Raw genomic sequence first — 20,492 nt, forward strand, 5'->3', positions numbered from 1 at the left:
TATGTACCTTTATTTTTGTGTTTTTAGAGTTTTACACCCTTTTTAATCATTCCTCCCCAACTATCCATCAACCTAAAAGACGATACTTTAACTTAAAAAGTTATTGAAAAAGATTGATTTAATTTAACAAACATTACTCTTTGATCTTTTATTTTTTAAAATATTTAGAATCCTATAAATATGTAATAATTTTAAGATACTCTAGAAAACAGAAACGCTCAAACATTTACATGTTTGAGCGTTTCTAATAATTTAAAAGCTTAATTTCTTAAACTTCAAATGGAGTAATAGATACATAAGATCTGTTATCCTTTTTCTTACGGAATTCTACAACACCGTCAACCTTTGCATGTAAAGTATGATCTTTACCCATGTAAACGTTTTCTCCTGGATTGTGAGTTGTTCCTCTTTGACGAACAATAATGTTCCCTGCAATTGCAGCTTGTCCTCCAAATATTTTTACACCTAGACGTTTCGATTCTGATTCTCTACCATTCTTCGAACTACCTACACCTTTTTTATGTGCCATGTTATTGAGTTTTTATAGGTTAAAGTTAAATTATTAGGAATTATTTTTCAATACCTCCGTCTAATCTATCTTGTAATTCTTTTAATTCATCCCACTTACCTTCTGCAGCTAAACCAGCTTGCTTTGGCCAAGTAGTTGTTACTAAATGAGATAATCTAGAACTTGCTTCAGTTAAGATTTCACTCAATTTTGCTGGATCTGCTTTTGCTACTTTTGCAAAAGTATCTAAACCTGCATTTACTAAAGCTTCTGCAGCTTTAGGTCCTGCACCTTCAATTTTCTTTAAGTCGTCTGCTTTAGCAGATTTCTTTGGAGCAGCTTTAGTTGCCTTTGGAGCAGCTTTTTTACTACCTGAAGCAGCAATAGATTCAATAAGAATCTCGCTTAAAAATTGTCTGTGTCCGTTTTTCTTAATGTAACCTTTTCTTCTTTTCTTCTTGAAAACGATTACTTTATCACCTTTTAAGTGACTTAAAATTTGAGCTGTTACTGAAGCTCCTTCTATAGCTGGGGCGCCAATTGTTACATTCCCTTTTTCATCAAGTAAAAGAACATTATCAAAAGTAACTTTTGATCCTACTTCTCCTTGTAAACGGTGAACGTATACTTTTTGGTCTTTTGCAACTTTAAACTGCTGCCCTGCCATCTCTACGATTGCGTACATACTATTTGTTTTGCGTTTATTACTAATTAGTTTGCATAATCCTAATGAAAATGCGGGTGCAAATATACATCTTTTTTAATACTTAGCAATATAGTTTTTATAAATAATTCTATCAAAATCAATAGAATACCCTTTATTTATAAAAAACTATTTCTTTTTATTTACAAAGTAAACGCCCAAAAGAATAATAAGTCCTCCTAAAACCTGAATTAAACTTAACTTCTCGCCATCTAACACTCCCCAAAAAATAGCTACAATAGGAATTAAATACGTTACAGAAGATGAAAAAACAGGACCTGAAATATGTACTAATTTATTGTAAAAAGTTTTTGCGACACCTGTTCCTACTACAGATAATATAGCCAAATATCCCAAAGAATGCATTAACACTTCATTCTTAACATCAAAGGTAACAAAGAAATCTGTAAAACTTAAAACGATGATTGCAGGGACAATCAATAATAAAAAATTACCAGTTGTTATTGCCAAAGCATCCAAATCATGTAAATACTTTTTTACAATATTTGCATTAAAAGCATACCCTACAGAGGCAATTATAATTAATAAAGCAAACCAATAATTTTGATGTGGATTTACATCTGCTCCTTCTAATATTAAAATTAAAGTTCCTACCAAACCTATTAAAATACCATATAATTGCGATTTCTTAAATGTAAAACCAAAAACTAGGGTTCCAAAAATTAAGGTATTAAAAGGTGTAAGAGAATTTAAAATAGATACCACTGCACTATCGATACTTGTAATAGCAAAAGCAAATAGAAAACCTGGTATAAATGTACCTACAAGTGCCGTATAAACAATATACTGCCAATGTTTCTTTTTAATTTTTTTAATAGAAGGAAAAGCTACCGAAAGTAAAAAAAGTGCCGTAAAAATCATCCTTAAAGCGCCTAATTGAATAGGACTTACACCTAAAAGTGCTTTTTTCATTAATATAAAAGAACTACCCCAAACGATAGAAAGTACAGTTAGATAAAACCACTTTTGTTGTTGTTTACTCATTTATAATAAAAATATTAAGCAAAAATCCGATAAAAGTTTAGAAGACAACCCTTTTATTAATAAATTTGTAAAATTATTTTATCTATTTTCTAAACAGACTTCCTTGAAGTTTTTAGAAGATTCAATTTTAAATGTAAAAATTAACACTGTAAACTTACTTTATGAAAACTAAAAAAATATTATTCTCTTTTGCTATTGCTTGTTTTGTTTTAATTGGCTGTATAAGTGAAGCAAAAAAAGAGGTACTACCCGTTAACAAACAAAACGTTTCTTTAGCTATTTCTGGAATGACTTGCGAAATTGGTTGTGCAAAAACAATTCAATCTAAATTATCTAAAAAAGAAGGTGTTTTAAATGCTAAAGTTATTTTTAAAGATAGTGTTGCTAACATAGAATTTGATGCCAACACAACTTCTCAAAAAGATTTAATTGCTTTTGTAGACGGAATTGCTGGTGGAGAATTATATAAAGCCTCTCTTTCTTCAACCAAAGGAAAACATACATGTTCTGATACTTGTAAAGAAAAATGTGAAAACAAAACAACTTCAGGAAAAGAATGCAAACAAAAATGTGATTCAAAAGACAGTACAAAAGCATGTTGTACAACTAATAAAGATAAAAAAATGACTTGCAAAGAAAATTGTAAGAAAGCATGTTGCGCTGATAAAAAAGCAGCATAACACAACCATTTTAAATAAAAAAGCAGCATCTAGAAAATTTAGATGCTGCTTTTTTTTATACTTAAAAATTAATTATATTTTCTGTAACCAAGTTTTTACGTCTACCTCTGCTTTTATAATTGCTTTTAAATCTGCAATAGCAACTCTTTTCTGTTCCATTGTATCTCTATGTCTAATAGTAACACATTTATCGTTTAAAGTATCGTGATCTACCGTAATACAAAATGGTGTTCCTGCTGCATCCTGACGTCTGTAACGCTTACCAACGGCATCTTTTTCATCGTAAAACACGTTGAAATCCCATTTTAAATCATCCATAATTTCACGAGCAACTTCTGGCAAACCATCCTTTTTAACTAAAGGAAAAATAGCTGCTTTAAAAGGTGCTAAAACTGCTGGTAATTTTAAAACCGTTCTTGTTGTTCCATTTTCTAACGCTTCTTCTTGTAAAGAATGAGAAAAAACAGCTAAAAACATTCTATCTAAACCAATAGAAGTTTCTACAACATAAGGTGTGTAACTTTTGTTTTCTTCATGATCGAAATACTGTAATTTCTTTCCAGAAAATTTTTCATGCGCTTTTAAATCAAAATCTGTACGAGAATGAATTCCTTCTAATTCTTTAAATCCGAATGGAAAGTTAAACTCAATATCTGCAGCTGCATCAGCATAATGCGCTAATTTATCGTGGTCATGAAAACGGTAATTATCTGCACCCATCCCTAAAGATAAATGCCATTTTAAACGCATTTCTTTCCAAGCATCATACCATTCTTTTTGAGTTCCTGGTTTTACAAAAAATTGCATTTCCATTTGTTCAAACTCACGCATTCTAAAAATAAATTGTCTTGCAACAATCTCGTTTCTAAACGCTTTACCAGTTTGTGCAATTCCGAAAGGAATTTTCATTCTTCCGGTTTTTTGCACGTTTAAGAAATTTACAAAAATTCCTTGCGCTGTTTCTGGTCTTAAATATAAATCCATTGCAGTTTCTGCAGAAGCACCTAATTTGGTACCAAACATTAAATTAAACTGTTTTACATCCGTCCAATTTCTAGAACCTGTTAAAGGATCTGCAATTTCTAATTCTTCAATTAATAACTTTACATCGGCTAAATCTTCTTTTTCTAAAGAAGCACCCATTCTTGCTAAAATTGTATTTATTTTTTCTTGATAACCAACAACACGTCCGTTTGTTGCTAAAAATTCTTCTTTATTAAAGGCATCCCCAAAACGTTTTTCTGCTTTGGCAACTTCTTTATTAATTTTTCCTTCTATTTTAGCACAATACTCTTCAATTAAAACATCTGCTCTGTAACGTTTTTTAGAATCTTTATTATCAATTAAAGGATCGTTAAAAGCATCAACATGCCCAGAAGCTTTCCAAGTTGTTGGATGCATTAAAATAGAAGCATCTATACCCACAATGTTTTCGTGCATTTGCACCATTGCTTTCCACCAATAATCTCTAATATTTTTCTTTAGCTCAACTCCGTTTTGAGCATAATCGTAAACCGCACTTAATCCGTCATATATTTCAGAAGACTGAAAAACATAACCATATTCTTTAGCGTGCGATAATACTTTCTTAAATTGATCTTCTTGTTTTGCCATAATGCGACAAATATACATCAATCTAAAAATTTATCAATAAAAATTTAATCTACTTTTTTACAATGATAAACAAAGGCTGGAGGGAAGTTTAAAGGCTCAAAACCTAAAGAGATTGATTGATTAAACACCGTTTTAAGTTTTTTAAAATAGGTTAAACTATATTGAAACTGAATAAAGGTTCCTTTATCTTCTAGTGCAAGAAATGATTTCTTTAAAATTTCGTTGGTAATTTCCTCTGGAATTATAGTTAACGGCAAGCTAGAAATAATGTGATTGGTTTTATTAAAATTGAATTTCTTTAATTCTTCTTCTATCTTTTCTGCGGATGACTTAATCACAATCAGCTGTTTGTTTTTGATTTGTGATAATTGATTGTAAAAGTTCTCATTAATTTCAAAACAAATTAAAGTAGCGTTTTTTGGCAACTTTTCTAGAATAAGCTTGGTTATTGCTCCATTTCCTGGACCAAATTCTACCAAAACCTCTACTTTAGAAAAATCGATTCCTTTTAACATTCTTGCTGCCAAAAAACGAGAACTGGGAGTAACAGTACCTAATGTTTTTAAGTTTTTAAAAGACTCTTTTAAAAAATTTATTCTGTTATTCAAATCCTGTTCTTAAATTATATGATTATCTTTCTAAAAAAAAGGCTTTGTAAAAATGCGAATTTTAAAAGACTTATTCAATCTTTTTTACCCAAAACTGTGTGCTAATTGTGAGCATCAATTAACACAGAATGAAAATGTACTCTGTACATTTTGCCGTCACGATCTACCTTTAACCAATTTTACAGACTCTCTAGAGAACAAAATTGCAAAAACTTTTTACGGTAGAGTTGCTATAGAAAAAGCTAATTCGCTTTTATTTTTTAGAAAAACAGGAATTACTAAAAAGTTAATTCACGAATTAAAGTACAAAGGAAATGAAGAAATAGGCCATTTTTTTGGCAATTGGTTAGGCGAAATTTTAAAAGAAAACAAAGATTTTTTAGACATCGATGTTATTATTCCTGTTCCCTTACACCCTAAAAAACGCAGACAAAGAGGATATAATCAAGTTACAAAATTCGGAAAAAGCTTAAGCAAACACTTAGAAAAACCGTTAATAGAAAACATTTTAATAAGAACGTCTACTTCTAAAACTCAAACTTTTAAGGCTCGTTTTGAACGCTTTAATAATATTGACACCAAGTTTCAACTGTCTGACTTTACAATATTAAAAAATAAACACGTTTTATTAATTGACGATGTAATTACTACAGGTGCAACTTTAGAAGCCTGTGCAAAAGAATTGCAAAAAACCGCTGGTGTAAAAATCAGTATTTTAACAATGGCTTACACAGAGTAAAATTTATGCTTTTTAAGTCAAAAATATATTGTTAATTTGTATAAAATTTACCTTTGTGAAACCAATTTTTAGATTTCTTTTTTTTAGCCTTTCTTTCCTTATTTTAACAAACTGTGCAAGAACAGGAAGACCAGAAGGTGGCCCAAAAGATGAAGATGCACCTTTGTTTGTTACTGCAAACCCTCCTTACGAAACTATCAATTTTGATAAAAAAGAAATTAAATTAAACTTTAACGAGTTTATAAAATTGAAAGATTTAAACAAACAATTAATTGTTTCTCCTCCACTAAAAAGTCCTTTATTAGTATCACCTCAAGGAACAGCAAGTAAGTTTTTAACTTTAAAAATTCTTGATACCTTAATTAAAAACACCACTTATATTATCAACTTTGGTAATGCTGTAGAAGACAATAATGAGGGTAATAAATTAGAAAATTTTAAATATGTTTTTGCTACCGGAAATTATATAGATTCTCTAACAACTTCCGGAGAAATAGTAGATGCTTATTTAGATGATAGGCAAAAAAATATAAATGTGTTACTGTATAAAATAGACAGTGCTTTTACAGATTCTATTGTTTTTAAAACCAAACCTAACTACGTGGCAAATACCTTAGATTCTTCTGCTTTTAATTTCACAAACTTAAAAGAAGGTAAGTATCTTATGATTGCTCTAAAAGAAACGTCTAACGATTATCTTTTTAATCCTAGAGAAGACAAAATAGGTTTTTTTACAGACACTATAACATTGCCTAAAGACAGTATTATTAAAAAACCAATTAAATTATTTAAAGAAACTTTACCGTATCAATTTAAACGTGGTAAAGAAATTTCTAAAGGAAAAATTGCATTTGGTTACGAGGGTGAAATAAAAGATTTAAAAGTTAAAATTATATCTGAAACACCTAAGGATTTTAAAAGTATTTCGAGATTTGAAACAGGTAAAGACACGCTAAACTATTGGTTTAAACCTTTTGAAGCGGATTCTTTAAACTTTATAGTTACCAACGATAATTTTATTGATACGCTTACCGTAAAGCTACGTAAGAAAAAAATAGGCACCTTAACATTAACTAGTTCTGCATCTGGTACGTTACATTTTAGAGATACTTTGTTTATTAAAGGGAACAACCCACTTGTTAAGATTGATACCACTAAAATTACCTTTACAGATAAGGACACGCTAGCAGTCTCGTACACTAGTTTTATTTCTAAAAAAGAGAATAAAATTGCCTTACTTTTTGATAAAAAACCAGAACAAAACTATACCTTAAAAATATTACCTGATGCTATTTTTGACATTTTTGAGCAAAAAAATGATACCTTATACTATAGCTTAACTACTAAAGAATTGGAAGATTACGGGAGAATAACAATGGATATACAAAACCAAACTTCCAACTCTTTAATTATTGAACTTTTAGAAGGAAAAAACAAAGAAAACCTAATAGAAAGGCAATTTATTTCAGAATCTAAACAAATACAATTTAATCTTTTAGAACCTAAAACTTATTTTGTCAGAGCCATTATTGATACCAATAAAAATAATAAATGGGATACAGGAAACTACTTACTAAAACAGCAGCCAGAAAATATTATCTATTTCTCTGAAGAACTAAAAGTAAGAGCCAATTATTACTTAGATGGCAATATTTTTACCGTTAAAAACCCAGAATAAGTTTTACTTTTATCTATAAAATACTGTACATAAAAAAAGAGCCAATTGGCTCTTTTTTTATGCGTTTAATGCGTGTTCTAAATCTGCAAGTATATCATCGATGTCTTCTACACCAACACTTAAGCGAATTAAAGAAGCTGTAATACCTATTTTTAAACGTTCTTCTTCTGGCATAGATGCATGCGACATGGTTGCCGAATGGTTTACCATACTCTCCACACCTCCTAAAGATTCTGCCAACGTAAAAAACTTAATATTTTCTAAAAAATTAAAAGTAGCCTCTTTGCTTTTATCTTTTAAACTGAAAGAAACTACGCCTCCAAAAGCTTTCATTTGTTTTTTTGCAATAGCATGGTTTGGATGATCTTCTAAACCTGGATAATAAATAGCATCTACTTTTGATTGCTGTTTTAAGAAACGAGCTACTGCCATTGCATTCTCGCAATGACGTTGCATTCTAAGATGTAATGTTTTGATGCCTCTTAATGCTAAAAAAGAATCCATAGGACCTGCAATAGCACCTGCTGCAAACTGAATAAAGTGCAACTCTTCTGCTAATTTTGCATCTTTTACAATTAAAGCTCCCATGATTATATCTGAATGTCCGCCTAAATATTTAGTAGCAGAATGCATTACAATATCGACTCCTAAATTTAAAGGTTGCTGCAAATAAGGTGTTGCAAAAGTATTATCTACCGCTATTAAAATGTTAGAATCTACATCTTTTACAGCTTTAGAAATTGCTTGGATATCTGCAATTTTCATTAACGGATTTGTTGGTGTTTCTAACCAAACTAATTTGGTTTTTTCTGTAATTGCTTTCGCTACATTTTCTACAGATTCTGTATCTACATAGGTAAATTCTAATCCGTATTTTTCGAATAAACGTGTAAACATTCTGTAGGTTCCACCATACAAATCGATTCCTGCTATAATTTTGTCTCCAGGGTTTAGAGTTCTTAACACGCAATCTATGGCTGCCAAACCAGATGAAAAGGCAAAACCATGGGTTCCGTTTTCTATAGAAGCCAAACTATTTTCTAACGCCGTTCTTGTAGGGTTTGACCCTCTAGAATAATGGTATTCTTGGTCTGACCCCAAACTAGATTGCGCATAGGTAGATGTTTGAAAAACAGGTGGCACTAATGCTCCCGTTGCTGCTTCCGGTTGTTGACCTCCGTGAATGGTTTTTGTATTAAATTTCATCTTTAAAGTTTTAATTCAGCTTTGGTATTCCTAAAAGTTAGCAAACAAGTTTAGCCTAGATTGAACCTTTCGACTTCGCTCAAGACAGGTTCTTTGTTTGAACACTTTTTTGTTTTATTCAAAAAAAGCGAGTAGTGAAAGCTGGAAACAGCTTCTAATAAACCTATAAAAATTTCTTGATAGATCTTATGATTCCGTAGTGAATCCCTTCGTGAAAATTGTTAAAAGCAATCGAACTTTCTATAGAATTTAAAACAAAACCTGTACTTGTTGGGTACTCGTTATAAGTTTCGAAAATACCTGCTTCAAAATCTTCTTCTAAAGTATCTGGCAAACCTAACAACAACTCTTTTACTTCTTCAAATTCTTCTTCTGTAAAGTTTTTTGTAGGTGTTGTTCCTTTTTTATAATCTTCGATTAATTCTTCTGGACATAAACAGTTTAAACCTGCTAACTTGTAGTTTAAAAGTTGTTGTGTAACTACTAAATGTGCCACGTTCCAAGCAATATTGTTTTTAAAACCTGCAGGAATTGTATGGATTTGCTCTAAAGTTAAACCGTCTAATTCTTTTAAAACTAATGTGCGAGATGTTCTTAAAAGATCAAATTGTATTTTCATTTTTTTGTGTAATTTTGGAGATGTAAATATAATCTATAAAAATGAAGAAAGTCTATTTTTTACAAACTTGTGATACTTGCCGTAGAATTTTAAAAGAGGTAAATACAGATGGTTTTGAGCGACAAGAAATTAAAGCAAACAATGTTACAACGACGCAATTAGAAGAAATGTACGCACTTTCTGGTAGTTATGAGGCGCTTTTTAACAAACGTGCTAAGTTGTATAAGGCTATGGATTTAAAAAACCAAGTTTTGTCTGAGGCTGATTATAGACAGTTTTTGTTAGATGAGTACACGTTTTTAAAGCGTCCGGTTTTTATTGTTGATGATGAAATTTTTATTGGAAACAGCAAAAAAGTAATTGAAGCATTAAAAGAGAAGATTGGTTAAAACCTTCTCTTTTAGTAGTTTTTAGTTTGATGAAACTTTTATATCTGAAGAAGAAATCATTGCTGCTAATTCATCATGCGTAATTTTTGTTTTTAAGCCAAACAAGACCATTTTATCTGAATCGCTATTGGCTCTAATAATTATTTCTCTGATGTAATTGCCTTTTTCGATAAAAAATAATTCGGCTTTACTTCCGTTTTCTTTTACGCGTGCCAATGTTTTTAAGTGATTTTTTCTGCTAAATTTTCTAAAATCACTAGAAACCGCATTGTCTTGATTATTAAAAATCATGAGTTTAAAATCGCTAGATTTTCTAATAATGTTCATTAAATCTCCATCTTCTTCATTATCTAAAAAAGAACCCGCTAAAGAAGCTGATAAATTGATAGAAAATGTTGATTGATCTTTATTAACTTTATAAAAATTTTGAAATGCTGCCTCTTGTGCAGAAATGGTTGTAATAAAAAATGCAAATAAAAGGGTTGCTAAATGTTTCATGTTAATAGGTTTTAAATTGAGACGACTACCAACCAACTTTGTTACAAATCTTTATTTTCTAAAACCAATTATAACCTAAAACCTAAATTTTATTTTGTAATTTTGTTCCTTAAATTATATAGTATATGTTTTCTAAAAAAGCCAACGAAATTTTTGATAATTGTATTAAAACTTATAAAAATAAACCAGAGGTTGAACAAGTTTGCACAAATCCTTTTGATAAAAAAACTGATTTAATAGATTTTTTACTTTTCGAAAAATGTTGGGTAGATGCTACACAATGGGCTTATGAAGACATTATTAGAGACCCAAATATAAATGCGGAAGATGCACTTGTATTAAAAAGAAAAATTGACGCTTCTAACCAAGTAAGAACTGATAATGTAGAGTTTATAGACAGCTACTTTTTAGATAAATATAAAGACATTACAGTTTCTAAAGACGCAAAAATAAACTCTGAAAGTCCGGCTTGGGCAATTGATCGATTATCAATTTTAGCTTTAAAGATTTACCACATGCATTTAGAAACGGTTAGAGAAGATGCTTCTGATGCACACAAAGCAAGTTGCTCTAAAAAATTAGCCGTTCTTTTAGAACAACGTACCGACTTATCTACCGCAATTGATGATTTATTAGAAGATATTGAAAATGGTAAAAAATACATGAAGGTTTACAAGCAAATGAAAATGTATAATGACGCGGAATTAAACCCTGTTTTAAGAGCTTCTAAATAATACACTTCTTGTCTAACTCTAAGCAAAATATTTTAGTAATCCGTCTTTCAGCAATGGGAGACGTTGCTATTTTAGTGCCTGTTTTAGACGCTTTATTTAGACAAAACAAAGATGTTACAGCTACAATTTTAACGCAAAAATTTTTAACACCTATATTTAAAGATTTTAAAAACGTAACTGTTTATCCTGTTGATAAAAAAGGAAAACACAAAGGTTTTTTAGGATTATTTAAATTATACAAAGAATTAAAACCTTTTCATTTTACTGCAATTGCTGATATACATAATGTTTTAAGAAGTAATGTTTTAAAACTGCTATTCTTTAATAAAAAATGTATTCAGATTGATAAAGGACGAAAAGAGAAAAAAGCATTAATTTCTAAAGAAAACTTTAAACAACTAAAAACTTCGCACGAACGTTATGCAGATGTTTTTAGAAAATTAGGTTTTACGATTGATTTATCTAGCCCTGTTTTTTCTGATAAAAAAGCAATTCCGATTGCCTTAAAAAACGTTATAACTTCAGAACGTAAAATTATAGGAATTGCGCCTTTTGCAGCTCATAAAAGTAAAATGTATCCTTTAGATCAAATGAAAATTGTTGTAGAACAGCTTTCTAAAGACTACACCATTTTGCTATTTGGCGGTAAAAGTGATGTTGCACAATTAGAAACCCTAAAAACAAACCAAAACATTTATTTAGCTGCAGGGAAATTAAGTTTTACAGAAGAATTAGACACCATTTCTAACCTAGATTGTATGATTTCTATGGATTCTGGCAATGCTCATTTAGCAGCAATGTATGGAGTAAAAGTAATTACTATTTGGGGAGTTACGCATCCGTTTGCTGGTTTTGCGCCATTTAACCAACCAAAAGATTACGCCTTATTAGCTGACACTAAAGAATATCCTTTAGTGCCAACTTCTATTTATGGTAATAAATATCCAGAAGGTTATTTAGATTGTGCAAAAAGTATTGCTCCTAAACAAATTATAGAAAAAGTAAAAAGTATTCTTTAAGCAAATCTGCGTTCTATTATTTCCATAAAACGAGCTTCTAACGCTTCTTGAGTAGACCAATCATAATCTGGCTTTACCATTTTATTGATAAACTTTTTTGCTTCTTTTTCTGTTGGGTATGTATTTAATTGAGAAACAACTCTGTTAAAATCTTCTTGACTACCGTCAAACAAATTCTTTACAAATGCAATTCTATCATTTAAACCAATCTGAATATTGGTTGTTAGCCTATCGTTTAAAGATTTTTGTACAGGTATATCAAATAAAGTAGCCATTTCATCCACAGAAATAGTATCTTCTAATTCTTCTTCTAAAGACAATACCTTACTTTCTTTAGCCTTAACAACTTCTTTTATTTCTGTAGGTTCTGGCTCTGCAAACATAATTTCTTCTAATTCTGCAAAAGGTTGTTCTATAATTTCTTCAACAGCTACCTTTACTTCTTCTTTTACCTCCTCTACAGCTATTTCTTCAACTATTTCTTGCTCAATTGTTTCTTCTATTGGTAAAACAATTTGCTCTTCCTCTACTTGTATTTCTTCAACAACAACTTCATCAATTACCTCAATATCAATAGAAATATCCTCTTTAGACTTTTCTTGTAATTCTAACCCTTTTTCAACCTTAGAAATTAGTTCTTCTGTTGTTTCTTCTAAAGCGGGTGTGGTGTTTACATATTCTTCTACAAATGCTAACAAAGATAATTTCTCATAAATTTCTTTTGATATTTCTTTTAAAGCAAACACATCTTCTTTATTTTTTAATTGTAAAATGCTGTGTGCTAAACTGATTAAATCAGCTTCTAATTTTTTGTGCATAAGTTGTCTATTGAAGTTATTTTTTACTCGTAAATATTCATAAATTTGTTGAAATTCAAAGTAACATCAAATTTAATATTCTAAAGCCTAAAATTACAAAATGTTTCTCGAAAATACAGTAAATCATTCAGAACAATTTGGTTGGATAGAAGTTGTCTGCGGCTCCATGTTTTCTGGAAAAACAGAAGAACTTATTAGAAGATTAAAGCGTGCACAATTTGCAAAACAACGCGTAGAAATTTTTAAACCTGCGGTTGATACACGTTATGATGAAGAAGAAGTGGTATCTCATAATGATAATAGAATTCGCTCTACACCTGTGCCTGTAGCATCAAACATTCGCTTATTAGCTACAGATGTTGATGTTGTTGGTATTGATGAAGCTCAGTTTTTTGATGATGAAATTGTTGCCGTTTGCAATGATTTAGCAAACCGAGGCATTCGAGTAATTGTTGCAGGTTTAGACATGGATTTTAAAGGGAATCCTTTTGGTCCAATGCCTGCTTTAATGGCAACTGCAGAGTATGTTACAAAAGTACATGCTGTTTGTACACACACCGGAAACTTAGCGCATTACAGTTTTAGAAAAGCGAAAAATGATGATTTGGTAATGTTAGGGGAAACTCAAGAATATGAGCCTTTAAGTAGGGCTGCGTATTACAAAGCAATACAAAAACAAAGAATCTTAAGTCAAAAAGATTCTGAATCAAGTTCGGAATAAAATGAATAATCATGTTACAGTTTTAGAGATTGACGGAAATGCATTGTTGCACAATCTAAATTATTTTAAAGAAAAACTACAACCAGAAACAAAAATTTTAGCTGTTGTTAAAGCTTTTGGATATGGAAGTGATGCCGTACAAATTGCCAAGTTTTTAGAAGAAAAAGTAGATTATTTTGCAGTTGCCTACGCTATTGAAGGAATTGCACTACGTAAAGCAGGCGTAGAAACCCCTATTTTGGTTTTACACCCACATATACAAAACATAGCATCTATTGTAGAATATAGACTAGAACCATGTTTATATAACTTTAGAATTTTTGATGCATTTTTAAAATTAGCAGATGAAACTCCGCTAATGAATTACCCAATTCACCTAAAATTTAATACAGGTTTAAATAGATTAGGTTTTTGGCATACAGATATTCCTACAATAATTACCCACTTAAAAGAAACAACCCACGTAAAAGTACACTCATTATTTTCTCATCTTGCTGCTAGTGAAGATTTAGAAGAGCAAGAATTTAGCATCAACCAAATTAATAATTTTGCATACATAGCACAGCAATTCTACAAGCACTTGGGTTACGAACCTATGTTACATATTTTAAACACTTCTGGCGTTATAAACTACCCAAAAGCACAGTTTGATATGGTTAGAATTGGTATTGGTTTGTATGGTTTTGGTAATGATGAAAAAGAAACGGCGCAACTTAAAAATACACATAATTTAACATCTATTATCTCTCAAATTCATATTATAGAACCCGGAGAAACTGTTGGTTATAACAGAGCTTTTACAGCTAAAAGACAAAGTAAAACCGCTACAATACCTATTGGTCATGCAGATGGATTGTCTAGAAGACTGGGTAATAAAAAAGGATATGTTCTTATCAATAATCAAAAAGCAAAAATTATTGGTAACGTTTGTATGGATATGATTATGGTAGATATTACTAAAATTGATTGTAAAGAAGGTGATGCCGTAATTGTCTTTAACAATCAAGAAATGATACAACACATTGCAGATGTTTCTGAAACAATACCGTACGAAACATTAACAGCAATTTCTCAACGTGTTAACAAAGTGTTAAAGTAGTAGTTTTTTTTTACTACTTTTGTATTCTAATAATTAATTAAAAAATCAAATAAAATGTTAAAAGAATTTAAAGAATTTATTACTGGTGGTAATGTAATTGAGTTTGCAGTAGCAGTAATTATGGCAGGTGCAATTGGTGCAGTTGTAAAAGGATTTGTAAGTAATATTGTGATGCCAATTGTTGGTGTATTTACAGGAGGCGTAAGTTTAGCAGATCAAAAATATATATTATCTGAAGCAGTTTTAGACGCAGCTGGTAAAGTAGCAACTCCAGAAAACGCAATTACTTATGGTGCTTGGATAGATACAATTATCAACTTAATTATTGTTGGTTTTGTAATGTTTATGATTGTAAAAGCATACAATAAAACAAAAAAGAAAGAAGCTCCAGCTCCTGAAGCTCCAAAAGGACCAAGTCAAGAAGATTTATTAGCAGAAATTAGAGATTTATTAGCTAAGAAATAATTTTCTACTTTTCTTTATAAAATAAAAACCCAAGCAAATGCTTGGGTTTTTTTATGCTTAAAACAAATATTATTTTGTTAAGATTCTAAAGTATCTTCTTGTAAATCATTAATAAAACGCTCTACAGAAACTCCTTTTTCTACAGAAAAATTACCAATTTTGGTTCTTCTTAATGCTGATAAATGTGCGCCTGAGTTTAAAGCTAGTCCAAAATCATACGCTAAAGAACGGATATAAGTTCCTTTACTACAAACAACTCTAAATGCTACTTCTGGTAAATTTATTTTTGTGATTTCAAATTCTGAAACAGTTACAGTTCTTGCATTAATCTCTGTAGTTTCTCCTTTTCTTGCCAACTCATACAAACGTTTACCATCTTTTTTTATTGCTGAAAAAATTGGTGGTTTTTGCTGAATATCACCTATAAACTGTTGAGTAGTCTCGTGTAATAATTCTTCTGTAATATGGGCTGTTGGATAGGTTTTATCTATTTCTGATTCTAAATCGTAACTTGGTGTTGTAGCTCCTATTGTAAATGTACCTGTATATTCTTTTTCTTGCCCTTGATAAATGTGTATTTCTTTTGTTTGCTTACCTGTACAAATAATTAACAAACCTGTTGCAAGCGGATCTAAAGTACCCGCATGCCCCACTTTAATTTTCTTAATCTTAAAGCGCTGTCTTATTTCCCATCTAAGCTTATTAACTACTTGAAAGGAGGTCCAATTTAAAGGCTTATCAATTAATAAAACTTGACCATTTTTAAAATCTTCTTCAGTCATCAACAAAAATTATATTGTTAATCTATAAATGAAAAAATGAATTACTAATAACGCAATTCCCAATACAATTCTGTAATAACCAAAAATCTTAAACCCCTTTTTACTTAAATAATCTATAAATGATTTTATAGCAATTAAAGCCACTACAAAAGCAATAATATTACCAACAATTAAATAATTAACCTGATCTGAAGATAACTCAAAACCTGCTTTATAGTATTTATAAATTTTATATGCAGTTGCTCCTAACATGGTTGGCACTGCTAAGAAGAATGAAAATTCTGCGGCAGCTTTTCTATTAATTTTTTGAGTCATACCCCCAACAATACTTGCACCACTTCTAGAGGTACCAGGAATCATTGCTAAACATTGAAAGAAACCAATTTTTAACGCAGTCATATAACTTATTTCTGTATGCGCTGTTGGGTTTTCTTTATCATAAACTTCATTAGATTTAAACCAATCATCTACTTTTAAGAGGATAAAACCACCAATAATTAAAGAAATAGCAACCGTTACCGGACTTTCTAACAAACTATCTATTACATCATTTAATAACAGACCTAAAACTACTGCTGGTATAAATGCTATTAATAATTTAAAGTAAAAATCGATACTCTGAAAAAATCGTTTCCAATACAAAACAACCACAGATAAAATAGCGCCTAATTGAATTACAATGGTAAAAAGTTTGGTAAAATCGTCTGTAGCAATTTTCATAAAAGACGATGCAATAATCATGTGTCCAGTAGATGACACAGGCAGATATTCTGTTATTCCTTCAATAACAGCTAAAATAATTGTTTCTATTAAATTCATGTTTATTTTTTTGGATTTGCTAAAATAGCATAAATTTCAATTCCTAAACCAATAATTACTAATGTTGGCGCTAAACGAATACGTTGCCAGTTGTATATTTCTTCATTAAAAACCTCAGGATTATCACTTCCGCCACCTGCCATAAATATAAAACCTAGAGCAATAAAAATGATACCAACAATCATGATTATATAATTTTTTTTACCAAATAAAAAAGCTGGTTGTTGTGTGTTTTCGTTTTCCATTGTTTTAATAATAAAGTTCGTCTGTTTTTAAGTTTAAAAAACGTTGTGTAGCAAAAAAGGTACTGATCCAAGTAATTAAAAAGGCAGCAATAAACACGCCTCCTACTAAATACCCTAACGTAACATAATCTTTAATTAACGCTAAACTAGGTGCATATTTATCTACATAATAAACAACAACTCCCAATGCTATAATAGCTAAAAGAGCGCCTAATATACCTAGTTTTATACTTTGCCAAATAAAAGGTCTTCTAATAAACCCTTTTGTGGCGCCTACCATTTGCATGGTTTTAATATTAAATCGTTTAGAATATATAGACAATCTTATTGAGCTATTAATTAAAATCATAGCCACTAAACCAAAAAAACCACTTACAACTAACAGCCAAAAGCTAATTCGTTTTATGTTTTTGGTTAATAAATTAATTAATGGTTTGTCATAAGAAACATCCGATACAAAAGCATTTTTAAGAAAACGTTCTTCTAGCTCTTGCATTTTTTCTGGAGTTACAAAATCGGCTTTTAAGTAAATATCAATGCCGTTTTTTAAAGGATTCTCTCCTAAAAATTTAAGAAAATCTTCACCAATTTCTTCACTATAAATTTTTGCTGCTTTTTCTTTACTTGTATAAATAATTGTTCTAGTAAAGGCCTCCTTTTGTAAAGATTCTTTAAAATTATTTCTATTTTTTGTAGAAACATTGTCTTTTAAGAACAACGTAATTGCTACTTTTTCTTTTACACGATTAGCAACAAAGGTAGATTTTAACAAAACCAACCCCAAAATACCGACCATAAAAAGTACTAAAGCTATACTTACTACTACTGAAAAGTAAGAAGATAGCAGTCGTCGTTTTTGATAAGCATCAAATTTAGAAGACATATTTTAGATTGGTTTTAAAAGTTTGCAAGATAATAATTAGAATGCAGTTACCGTAACTGTTAGCATTATTTTAACGAATCTATTTCTTGACATAACTCAATAAGAACTCCATTGGTAGATTTTGGATGTAAAAAAACAACTAATTTATGATCTGCTCCTTTTTTTGGCTGCTTATTTAAAACTACAAAACCTTCTTTCTGAAGTCTTTCTATCTCTGCTTTTATATCAGTAACAGCAAAAGCAATATGATGAATTCCCTCTCCTTTTTTCTCGATAAACTTAGCAATAGGGCTTTCTGGATGTGTAGCTTCTAACAATTCTATTTTATTGGGACCTGATTGAAAAAAAGAGGTTTTTACACCTTCAGAAGCAACCTCTTCCGTTTTATAGTGTGGTTTCCCAAAAAGTGAAGCAAATAACTGATTAGACTTTTCTAAATCTTTTACAGCAATGCCAATATGTTCTATTTTATCCATATAGATAAAAGTAATGGTTATTTTTTTATTTTAGAAATAATAAAACCTTAAACTTAACCTTCTTGTATATTTATGTTTGCAGTATTTGTGTAATCTATAGTATTTGTAATGGTATTTATTAAATTATCATTTACATCAAAATAATCTGTTTTACAAGAAATAGTTGTTTGTCTGTTTTCTGTGTTTTTTAAAATAAAATTAAACAATATTGGTGTTCTAAAATCTTGCCTGTGTTTCATTATCTTAAAACTACTCCCTGTATCATCTATGGTAATATCTATAAAAACTTTTTTTACACTGTCTTTTTGTGAGTTGATTCTTACAGTTACATATCTATTATAATCTGTAGAACTAGATACTATTTGGCTAAACTCTGAACTTAAATCTTCTATACTTTCATGGTTAAAAAACAACTCTTTTATTTCTGTGCTATTATTACTAAGAAATGTATTTTGATTTAAAAGTACTACACCTTCACTTTCTATAAGTTGAAAATTGTTAAAAAAACTTTTGTTTATAAAGGTTTTATTTGATTGATCTATACTTAAAACTGCATTTACCCTACACGGAGAAAGTGATATGTTTTCTAATTTAATTTTTTTAAACTCGTCTATTATTTCTGCTTTAATAGCTTCTCCTGTAGATTTCTCTACATTTAATTCTAAAATACTAGAATCTTTAATTTCTTTATGTGAAAAATTAATATTTGCGTATTGAGAAACTGAATTGTTAAGTGCATTAATTAATAAACTAGCTTCGTTTAAACTTTCGGTATCACTATTAAAAATAAAATACTTACCATCTACAGTAATAGCTGCCTTCTGTAAAAAAGAATTACCAGTTACCTCATATTTAGCACCGATATCATTAGGAAATAAAAATTGAATTTCGTCAAAATAATTTAAAGTATCTTTTTCAATGCATTTATTATTATATAAATCTATTTTTAGTTTCGCTAAGTCGAAATCTGTTAATTTTGGACCAATTGCAAACAAAAAACTAATTTTAGAAATATCTTCTGTTAAACCTGTTCCATCTTCAAAAGCATGAAATATAGTGGTTATACAAGGTTGCATTGTATCTATATCTCTAGTTAAATGATATTGCTTTGGCACTAAAAGAAAAGTATTTGGCTGTAAAGCAGACTTATAGATAGAAAGGTAATTATTTTCTATACCCGGTACATAAATTTGCTTAAAATCTGAATACTCTATATTTAAATTAAATGGGTTATTATTTAAGCCTCCGTTTACATTTTTATAAATACTTTGTGCCGCATTTTCTGGCAATTGATAATTTAATTTCTCATTAATTCTTAGCAAAAATGTACTTTTCACTAAACCTGAGTCTTTTGTTGGTTTTACTTTATTTTTAATTTGAAGCTTCTTAAAGTTTCTAATTGTTAAATTACTTTCTACTTTTTTATTTCTAAATAATAAAGGGCTTTGTGTTAATTTTACTTTTTTTCTTAGTAAACTAAAATCTTTTATTCTATTAAATTGAATTGCCAACTTAGAATTTACTTCTGGATTTGAATACCCCTTAAAAGCAAAAAACAAATCTACACTAGACTTAAAATCATCAAATTCTGTAATAAGGCTAAAAAAAGCAATTTTTACAGCTTCGTCTTTTAATTTAAAAACGATACTTTTAGCTTTAGAATCAATTAAACCATTAATTTTTATAACTTCTTGCTTAACTTTTAAGTTTAGAATAACTTCTTTTAAATCTAAATCGACATAATTAAACCCAACTTTTTTAATTTTTACTACACTATACTTTAAGGTTACCCTACCCAAATAACCATCTTCATAACCTTTAGAATCTAAAACAGTTTCATAATAAAAAAGAGTATTATTAAGTGGTGTTATTACAATTTTTGGAAACTGCAATTTAAGTTTTGAGTTGTTTTTATCTGTAAAAACAGTTGTTTTTGTTATTTTACTTCTATTACTAACCAACGGTAAATGAGCTTCACTTTTAACAGGAACAAAGTTAATAGAATGTACAACAGGATGTTTTATTACGGAAAAAACATTTGGTTTTATAGCGTTAAAACTAATACTAGGCTTAGACGCTTTAAGGTTAAATCTATTTGCAGGTACAATTTTAGAACCTTGTACTTTAAAAAGTTTAGCATTTGGCATATCATTTATTTTTAAAATTAAAAAGAGGTTATTTATA

24 protein-coding genes are annotated in these 20,492 nt (G+C 29.7%); 9 read left to right on the forward strand and 15 right to left on the reverse strand.

Translation table 11 applies throughout. From position 1 onward, the window contains the following. Positions 1–268: 268 nt before the first annotated feature. The 3 genes from rpmA to WHD07_RS09095 form a co-directional block, all read right to left on the reverse strand. Positions 269–529: a 50S ribosomal protein L27 gene (rpmA, locus tag WHD07_RS09085; RefSeq protein WP_036824185.1), complete on the reverse strand. Its 261-nt coding sequence runs from the start codon at positions 527–529 to the stop codon at positions 269–271. A 40-nt stretch (positions 530–569) separates the two neighbouring features. Next, a complete protein-coding gene (gene rplU / locus WHD07_RS09090) occupies positions 570–1,193 on the reverse strand; it encodes a 50S ribosomal protein L21 (protein ID WP_105050072.1) in 624 nt (207 codons plus the stop codon). Positions 1,194–1,340: 147 nt separating this feature from the next. Then, entirely contained in the window at positions 1,341–2,216 is an 876-nt protein-coding gene (locus WHD07_RS09095) for a DMT family transporter (RefSeq protein ID WP_343330938.1), read from the reverse strand. A 161-nt stretch (positions 2,217–2,377) separates the two neighbouring features. Between WHD07_RS09095 and WHD07_RS09100 the strand changes: the two genes are divergently transcribed. Further along, positions 2,378–2,896 carry a heavy metal-associated domain-containing protein gene (locus WHD07_RS09100; RefSeq protein WP_343330939.1) on the forward strand — a complete coding sequence of 173 codons (519 nt, stop codon included), beginning with the start codon at positions 2,378–2,380 and terminating at the stop codon, positions 2,894–2,896. Between the two features lie 72 nt (positions 2,897–2,968). Here the strand turns inward: WHD07_RS09100 and WHD07_RS09105 are convergent, their stop codons facing one another. Together WHD07_RS09105 and WHD07_RS09110 are read right to left on the reverse strand one after the other, a co-directional pair. Next, positions 2,969–4,510 carry a glycine--tRNA ligase gene (locus tag WHD07_RS09105; protein WP_343330940.1) on the reverse strand — a complete coding sequence of 514 codons (1,542 nt, stop codon included), beginning with the start codon at positions 4,508–4,510 and terminating at the stop codon, positions 2,969–2,971. Between the two features lie 44 nt (positions 4,511–4,554). After that, positions 4,555–5,118, reverse strand: coding sequence for a class I SAM-dependent methyltransferase (locus tag WHD07_RS09110; protein ID WP_343330941.1), 564 nt, complete (start codon positions 5,116–5,118; stop codon positions 4,555–4,557). 52 nt (positions 5,119–5,170) lie between these two features. On the opposite strand from WHD07_RS09110, the gene WHD07_RS09115 reads away from it, so the two are divergent. Then, on the forward strand, positions 5,171–5,857 hold the full coding sequence (locus WHD07_RS09115; protein WP_343330942.1) for a ComF family protein: 687 nt from the start codon (positions 5,171–5,173) through the stop codon (positions 5,855–5,857). A gap of 55 nt (positions 5,858–5,912) precedes the next feature. Next, positions 5,913–7,535, forward strand: a complete 1,623-nt coding sequence (locus tag WHD07_RS09120; protein WP_343330943.1) for an Ig-like domain-containing protein — start codon at positions 5,913–5,915, stop codon at positions 7,533–7,535. Between the two features lie 57 nt (positions 7,536–7,592). Here the strand turns inward: WHD07_RS09120 and WHD07_RS09125 are convergent, their stop codons facing one another. Next, on the reverse strand, positions 7,593–8,741 hold the full coding sequence (locus tag WHD07_RS09125) for a cystathionine gamma-synthase (protein WP_343330944.1): 1,149 nt from the start codon (positions 8,739–8,741) through the stop codon (positions 7,593–7,595). Between the two features lie 163 nt (positions 8,742–8,904). Then, complete coding sequence (locus WHD07_RS09130) at positions 8,905–9,360, reverse strand: DinB family protein (protein WP_343330945.1); 456 nt, start codon at positions 9,358–9,360, stop codon at positions 8,905–8,907. A 41-nt stretch (positions 9,361–9,401) separates the two neighbouring features. Between WHD07_RS09130 and WHD07_RS09135 the strand changes: the two genes are divergently transcribed. Continuing rightward, positions 9,402–9,749 (forward strand): arsenate reductase family protein, encoded by a 348-nt coding sequence (locus WHD07_RS09135; protein ID WP_105050063.1) that lies wholly within the window; start codon positions 9,402–9,404, stop codon positions 9,747–9,749. A gap of 21 nt (positions 9,750–9,770) precedes the next feature. Here WHD07_RS09135 and WHD07_RS09140 read toward each other — a convergent pair whose 3' ends face one another. Further along, positions 9,771–10,247, reverse strand: coding sequence for a DUF4252 domain-containing protein (locus tag WHD07_RS09140; protein WP_105050062.1), 477 nt, complete (start codon positions 10,245–10,247; stop codon positions 9,771–9,773). Between the two features lie 125 nt (positions 10,248–10,372). Between WHD07_RS09140 and WHD07_RS09145 the strand changes: the two genes are divergently transcribed. Then, positions 10,373–10,981, forward strand: a complete 609-nt coding sequence (locus WHD07_RS09145; RefSeq protein ID WP_343330946.1) for a DUF4254 domain-containing protein — start codon at positions 10,373–10,375, stop codon at positions 10,979–10,981. An 8-nt stretch (positions 10,982–10,989) separates the two neighbouring features. Next, a complete protein-coding gene (locus tag WHD07_RS09150) occupies positions 10,990–12,000 on the forward strand; it encodes a glycosyltransferase family 9 protein (protein WP_343330947.1) in 1,011 nt (336 codons plus the stop codon). Here WHD07_RS09150 and WHD07_RS09155 read toward each other — a convergent pair. Then, positions 11,997–12,818, reverse strand: coding sequence for a hypothetical protein (locus WHD07_RS09155; RefSeq protein ID WP_343330948.1), 822 nt, complete (start codon positions 12,816–12,818; stop codon positions 11,997–11,999). The two genes, WHD07_RS09150 and WHD07_RS09155, sit on opposite strands and share 4 nt — an antisense overlap. A gap of 100 nt (positions 12,819–12,918) precedes the next feature. Here WHD07_RS09155 and WHD07_RS09160 point away from each other — a divergent pair, with 100 nt between their 5' ends. From WHD07_RS09160 to mscL, 3 genes are read left to right on the forward strand one after another with little or no spacing between them, the layout of a single operon-like run. After that, positions 12,919–13,539 carry a thymidine kinase gene (locus tag WHD07_RS09160; protein ID WP_105050059.1) on the forward strand — a complete coding sequence of 207 codons (621 nt, stop codon included), beginning with the start codon at positions 12,919–12,921 and terminating at the stop codon, positions 13,537–13,539. 1 nt (position 13,540) lies between these two features. Continuing rightward, the gene (gene alr, locus WHD07_RS09165; RefSeq protein WP_343330949.1) at positions 13,541–14,638 is read left to right on the forward strand and encodes an alanine racemase; all 1,098 of its coding nucleotides are present in this window, start codon (positions 13,541–13,543) and stop codon (positions 14,636–14,638) included. A 54-nt stretch (positions 14,639–14,692) separates the two neighbouring features. After that, positions 14,693–15,103, forward strand: coding sequence for a large conductance mechanosensitive channel protein MscL (gene mscL / locus WHD07_RS09170; RefSeq protein WP_343330950.1), 411 nt, complete (start codon positions 14,693–14,695; stop codon positions 15,101–15,103). A 77-nt stretch (positions 15,104–15,180) separates the two neighbouring features. Here mscL and truB read toward each other — a convergent pair whose 3' ends face one another. The 6 genes from truB to WHD07_RS09200 form a co-directional block, all read right to left on the reverse strand. Further along, complete coding sequence (gene truB / locus WHD07_RS09175) at positions 15,181–15,885, reverse strand: tRNA pseudouridine(55) synthase TruB (RefSeq protein WP_105050056.1); 705 nt, start codon at positions 15,883–15,885, stop codon at positions 15,181–15,183. Between the two features lie 9 nt (positions 15,886–15,894). Beyond that, a complete protein-coding gene (locus tag WHD07_RS09180) occupies positions 15,895–16,704 on the reverse strand; it encodes an undecaprenyl-diphosphate phosphatase (protein WP_105050055.1) in 810 nt (269 codons plus the stop codon). 2 nt (positions 16,705–16,706) lie between these two features. Continuing rightward, positions 16,707–16,949, reverse strand: a complete 243-nt coding sequence (locus WHD07_RS09185) for a DUF3098 domain-containing protein (RefSeq protein ID WP_105050054.1) — start codon at positions 16,947–16,949, stop codon at positions 16,707–16,709. A 4-nt stretch (positions 16,950–16,953) separates the two neighbouring features. Then, on the reverse strand, positions 16,954–17,832 hold the full coding sequence (locus tag WHD07_RS09190) for a cell division protein FtsX (protein WP_105050053.1): 879 nt from the start codon (positions 17,830–17,832) through the stop codon (positions 16,954–16,956). Positions 17,833–17,897: 65 nt separating this feature from the next. Further along, positions 17,898–18,308, reverse strand: coding sequence for a methylmalonyl-CoA epimerase (gene mce / locus WHD07_RS09195; protein WP_105050052.1), 411 nt, complete (start codon positions 18,306–18,308; stop codon positions 17,898–17,900). 53 nt (positions 18,309–18,361) lie between these two features. Beyond that, the gene (locus tag WHD07_RS09200; protein WP_343330951.1) at positions 18,362–20,455 is read right to left on the reverse strand and encodes a hypothetical protein; all 2,094 of its coding nucleotides are present in this window, start codon (positions 20,453–20,455) and stop codon (positions 18,362–18,364) included. Between the last annotated feature and the right edge of the window lie 37 nt (positions 20,456–20,492).

This window comes from Polaribacter staleyi (genome assembly GCF_038024045.1).
In the GTDB taxonomy this organism is placed as follows: Bacteria; Bacteroidota; Bacteroidia; order Flavobacteriales; family Flavobacteriaceae; genus Polaribacter; species Polaribacter butkevichii.

Bases quoted from the DNA above. Each gene is read 5' to 3' on its own strand.
- WHD07_RS09180 (WP_105050055.1), bottom strand. From the start codon at position 16,704: ATGAATTTAATAGAAACAATTATTTTAGCTGTTATTGAAGGAATAACA.
- WHD07_RS09135 (WP_105050063.1), top strand. From the start codon at position 9,402: ATGAAGAAAGTCTATTTTTTACAAACTTGTGATACTTGCCGTAGAATT.
- WHD07_RS09200 (WP_343330951.1), bottom strand. From the start codon at position 20,455: ATGCCAAATGCTAAACTTTTTAAAGTACAAGGTTCTAAAATTGTACCT.
- rpmA (WP_036824185.1), bottom strand. From the start codon at position 529: ATGGCACATAAAAAAGGTGTAGGTAGTTCGAAGAATGGTAGAGAATCA.
- WHD07_RS09140 (WP_105050062.1), bottom strand. From the start codon at position 10,247: ATGAAACATTTAGCAACCCTTTTATTTGCATTTTTTATTACAACCATT.
- WHD07_RS09130 (WP_343330945.1), bottom strand. From the start codon at position 9,360: ATGAAAATACAATTTGATCTTTTAAGAACATCTCGCACATTAGTTTTA.
- WHD07_RS09185 (WP_105050054.1), bottom strand. From the start codon at position 16,949: ATGGAAAACGAAAACACACAACAACCAGCTTTTTTATTTGGTAAAAAA.
- WHD07_RS09190 (WP_105050053.1), bottom strand. From the start codon at position 17,832: ATGTCTTCTAAATTTGATGCTTATCAAAAACGACGACTGCTATCTTCT.
- WHD07_RS09155 (WP_343330948.1), bottom strand. From the start codon at position 12,818: ATGCACAAAAAATTAGAAGCTGATTTAATCAGTTTAGCACACAGCATT.
- WHD07_RS09115 (WP_343330942.1), top strand. From the start codon at position 5,171: ATGCGAATTTTAAAAGACTTATTCAATCTTTTTTACCCAAAACTGTGT.
- WHD07_RS09095 (WP_343330938.1), bottom strand. From the start codon at position 2,216: ATGAGTAAACAACAACAAAAGTGGTTTTATCTAACTGTACTTTCTATC.
- WHD07_RS09125 (WP_343330944.1), bottom strand. From the start codon at position 8,741: ATGAAATTTAATACAAAAACCATTCACGGAGGTCAACAACCGGAAGCA.
- mce (WP_105050052.1), bottom strand. From the start codon at position 18,308: ATGGATAAAATAGAACATATTGGCATTGCTGTAAAAGATTTAGAAAAG.
- mscL (WP_343330950.1), top strand. From the start codon at position 14,693: ATGTTAAAAGAATTTAAAGAATTTATTACTGGTGGTAATGTAATTGAG.
- WHD07_RS09105 (WP_343330940.1), bottom strand. From the start codon at position 4,510: ATGGCAAAACAAGAAGATCAATTTAAGAAAGTATTATCGCACGCTAAA.
- WHD07_RS09145 (WP_343330946.1), top strand. From the start codon at position 10,373: ATGTTTTCTAAAAAAGCCAACGAAATTTTTGATAATTGTATTAAAACT.
- WHD07_RS09100 (WP_343330939.1), top strand. From the start codon at position 2,378: ATGAAAACTAAAAAAATATTATTCTCTTTTGCTATTGCTTGTTTTGTT.
- WHD07_RS09160 (WP_105050059.1), top strand. From the start codon at position 12,919: ATGTTTCTCGAAAATACAGTAAATCATTCAGAACAATTTGGTTGGATA.
- alr (WP_343330949.1), top strand. From the start codon at position 13,541: ATGAATAATCATGTTACAGTTTTAGAGATTGACGGAAATGCATTGTTG.
- rplU (WP_105050072.1), bottom strand. From the start codon at position 1,193: ATGTACGCAATCGTAGAGATGGCAGGGCAGCAGTTTAAAGTTGCAAAA.
- truB (WP_105050056.1), bottom strand. From the start codon at position 15,885: ATGACTGAAGAAGATTTTAAAAATGGTCAAGTTTTATTAATTGATAAG.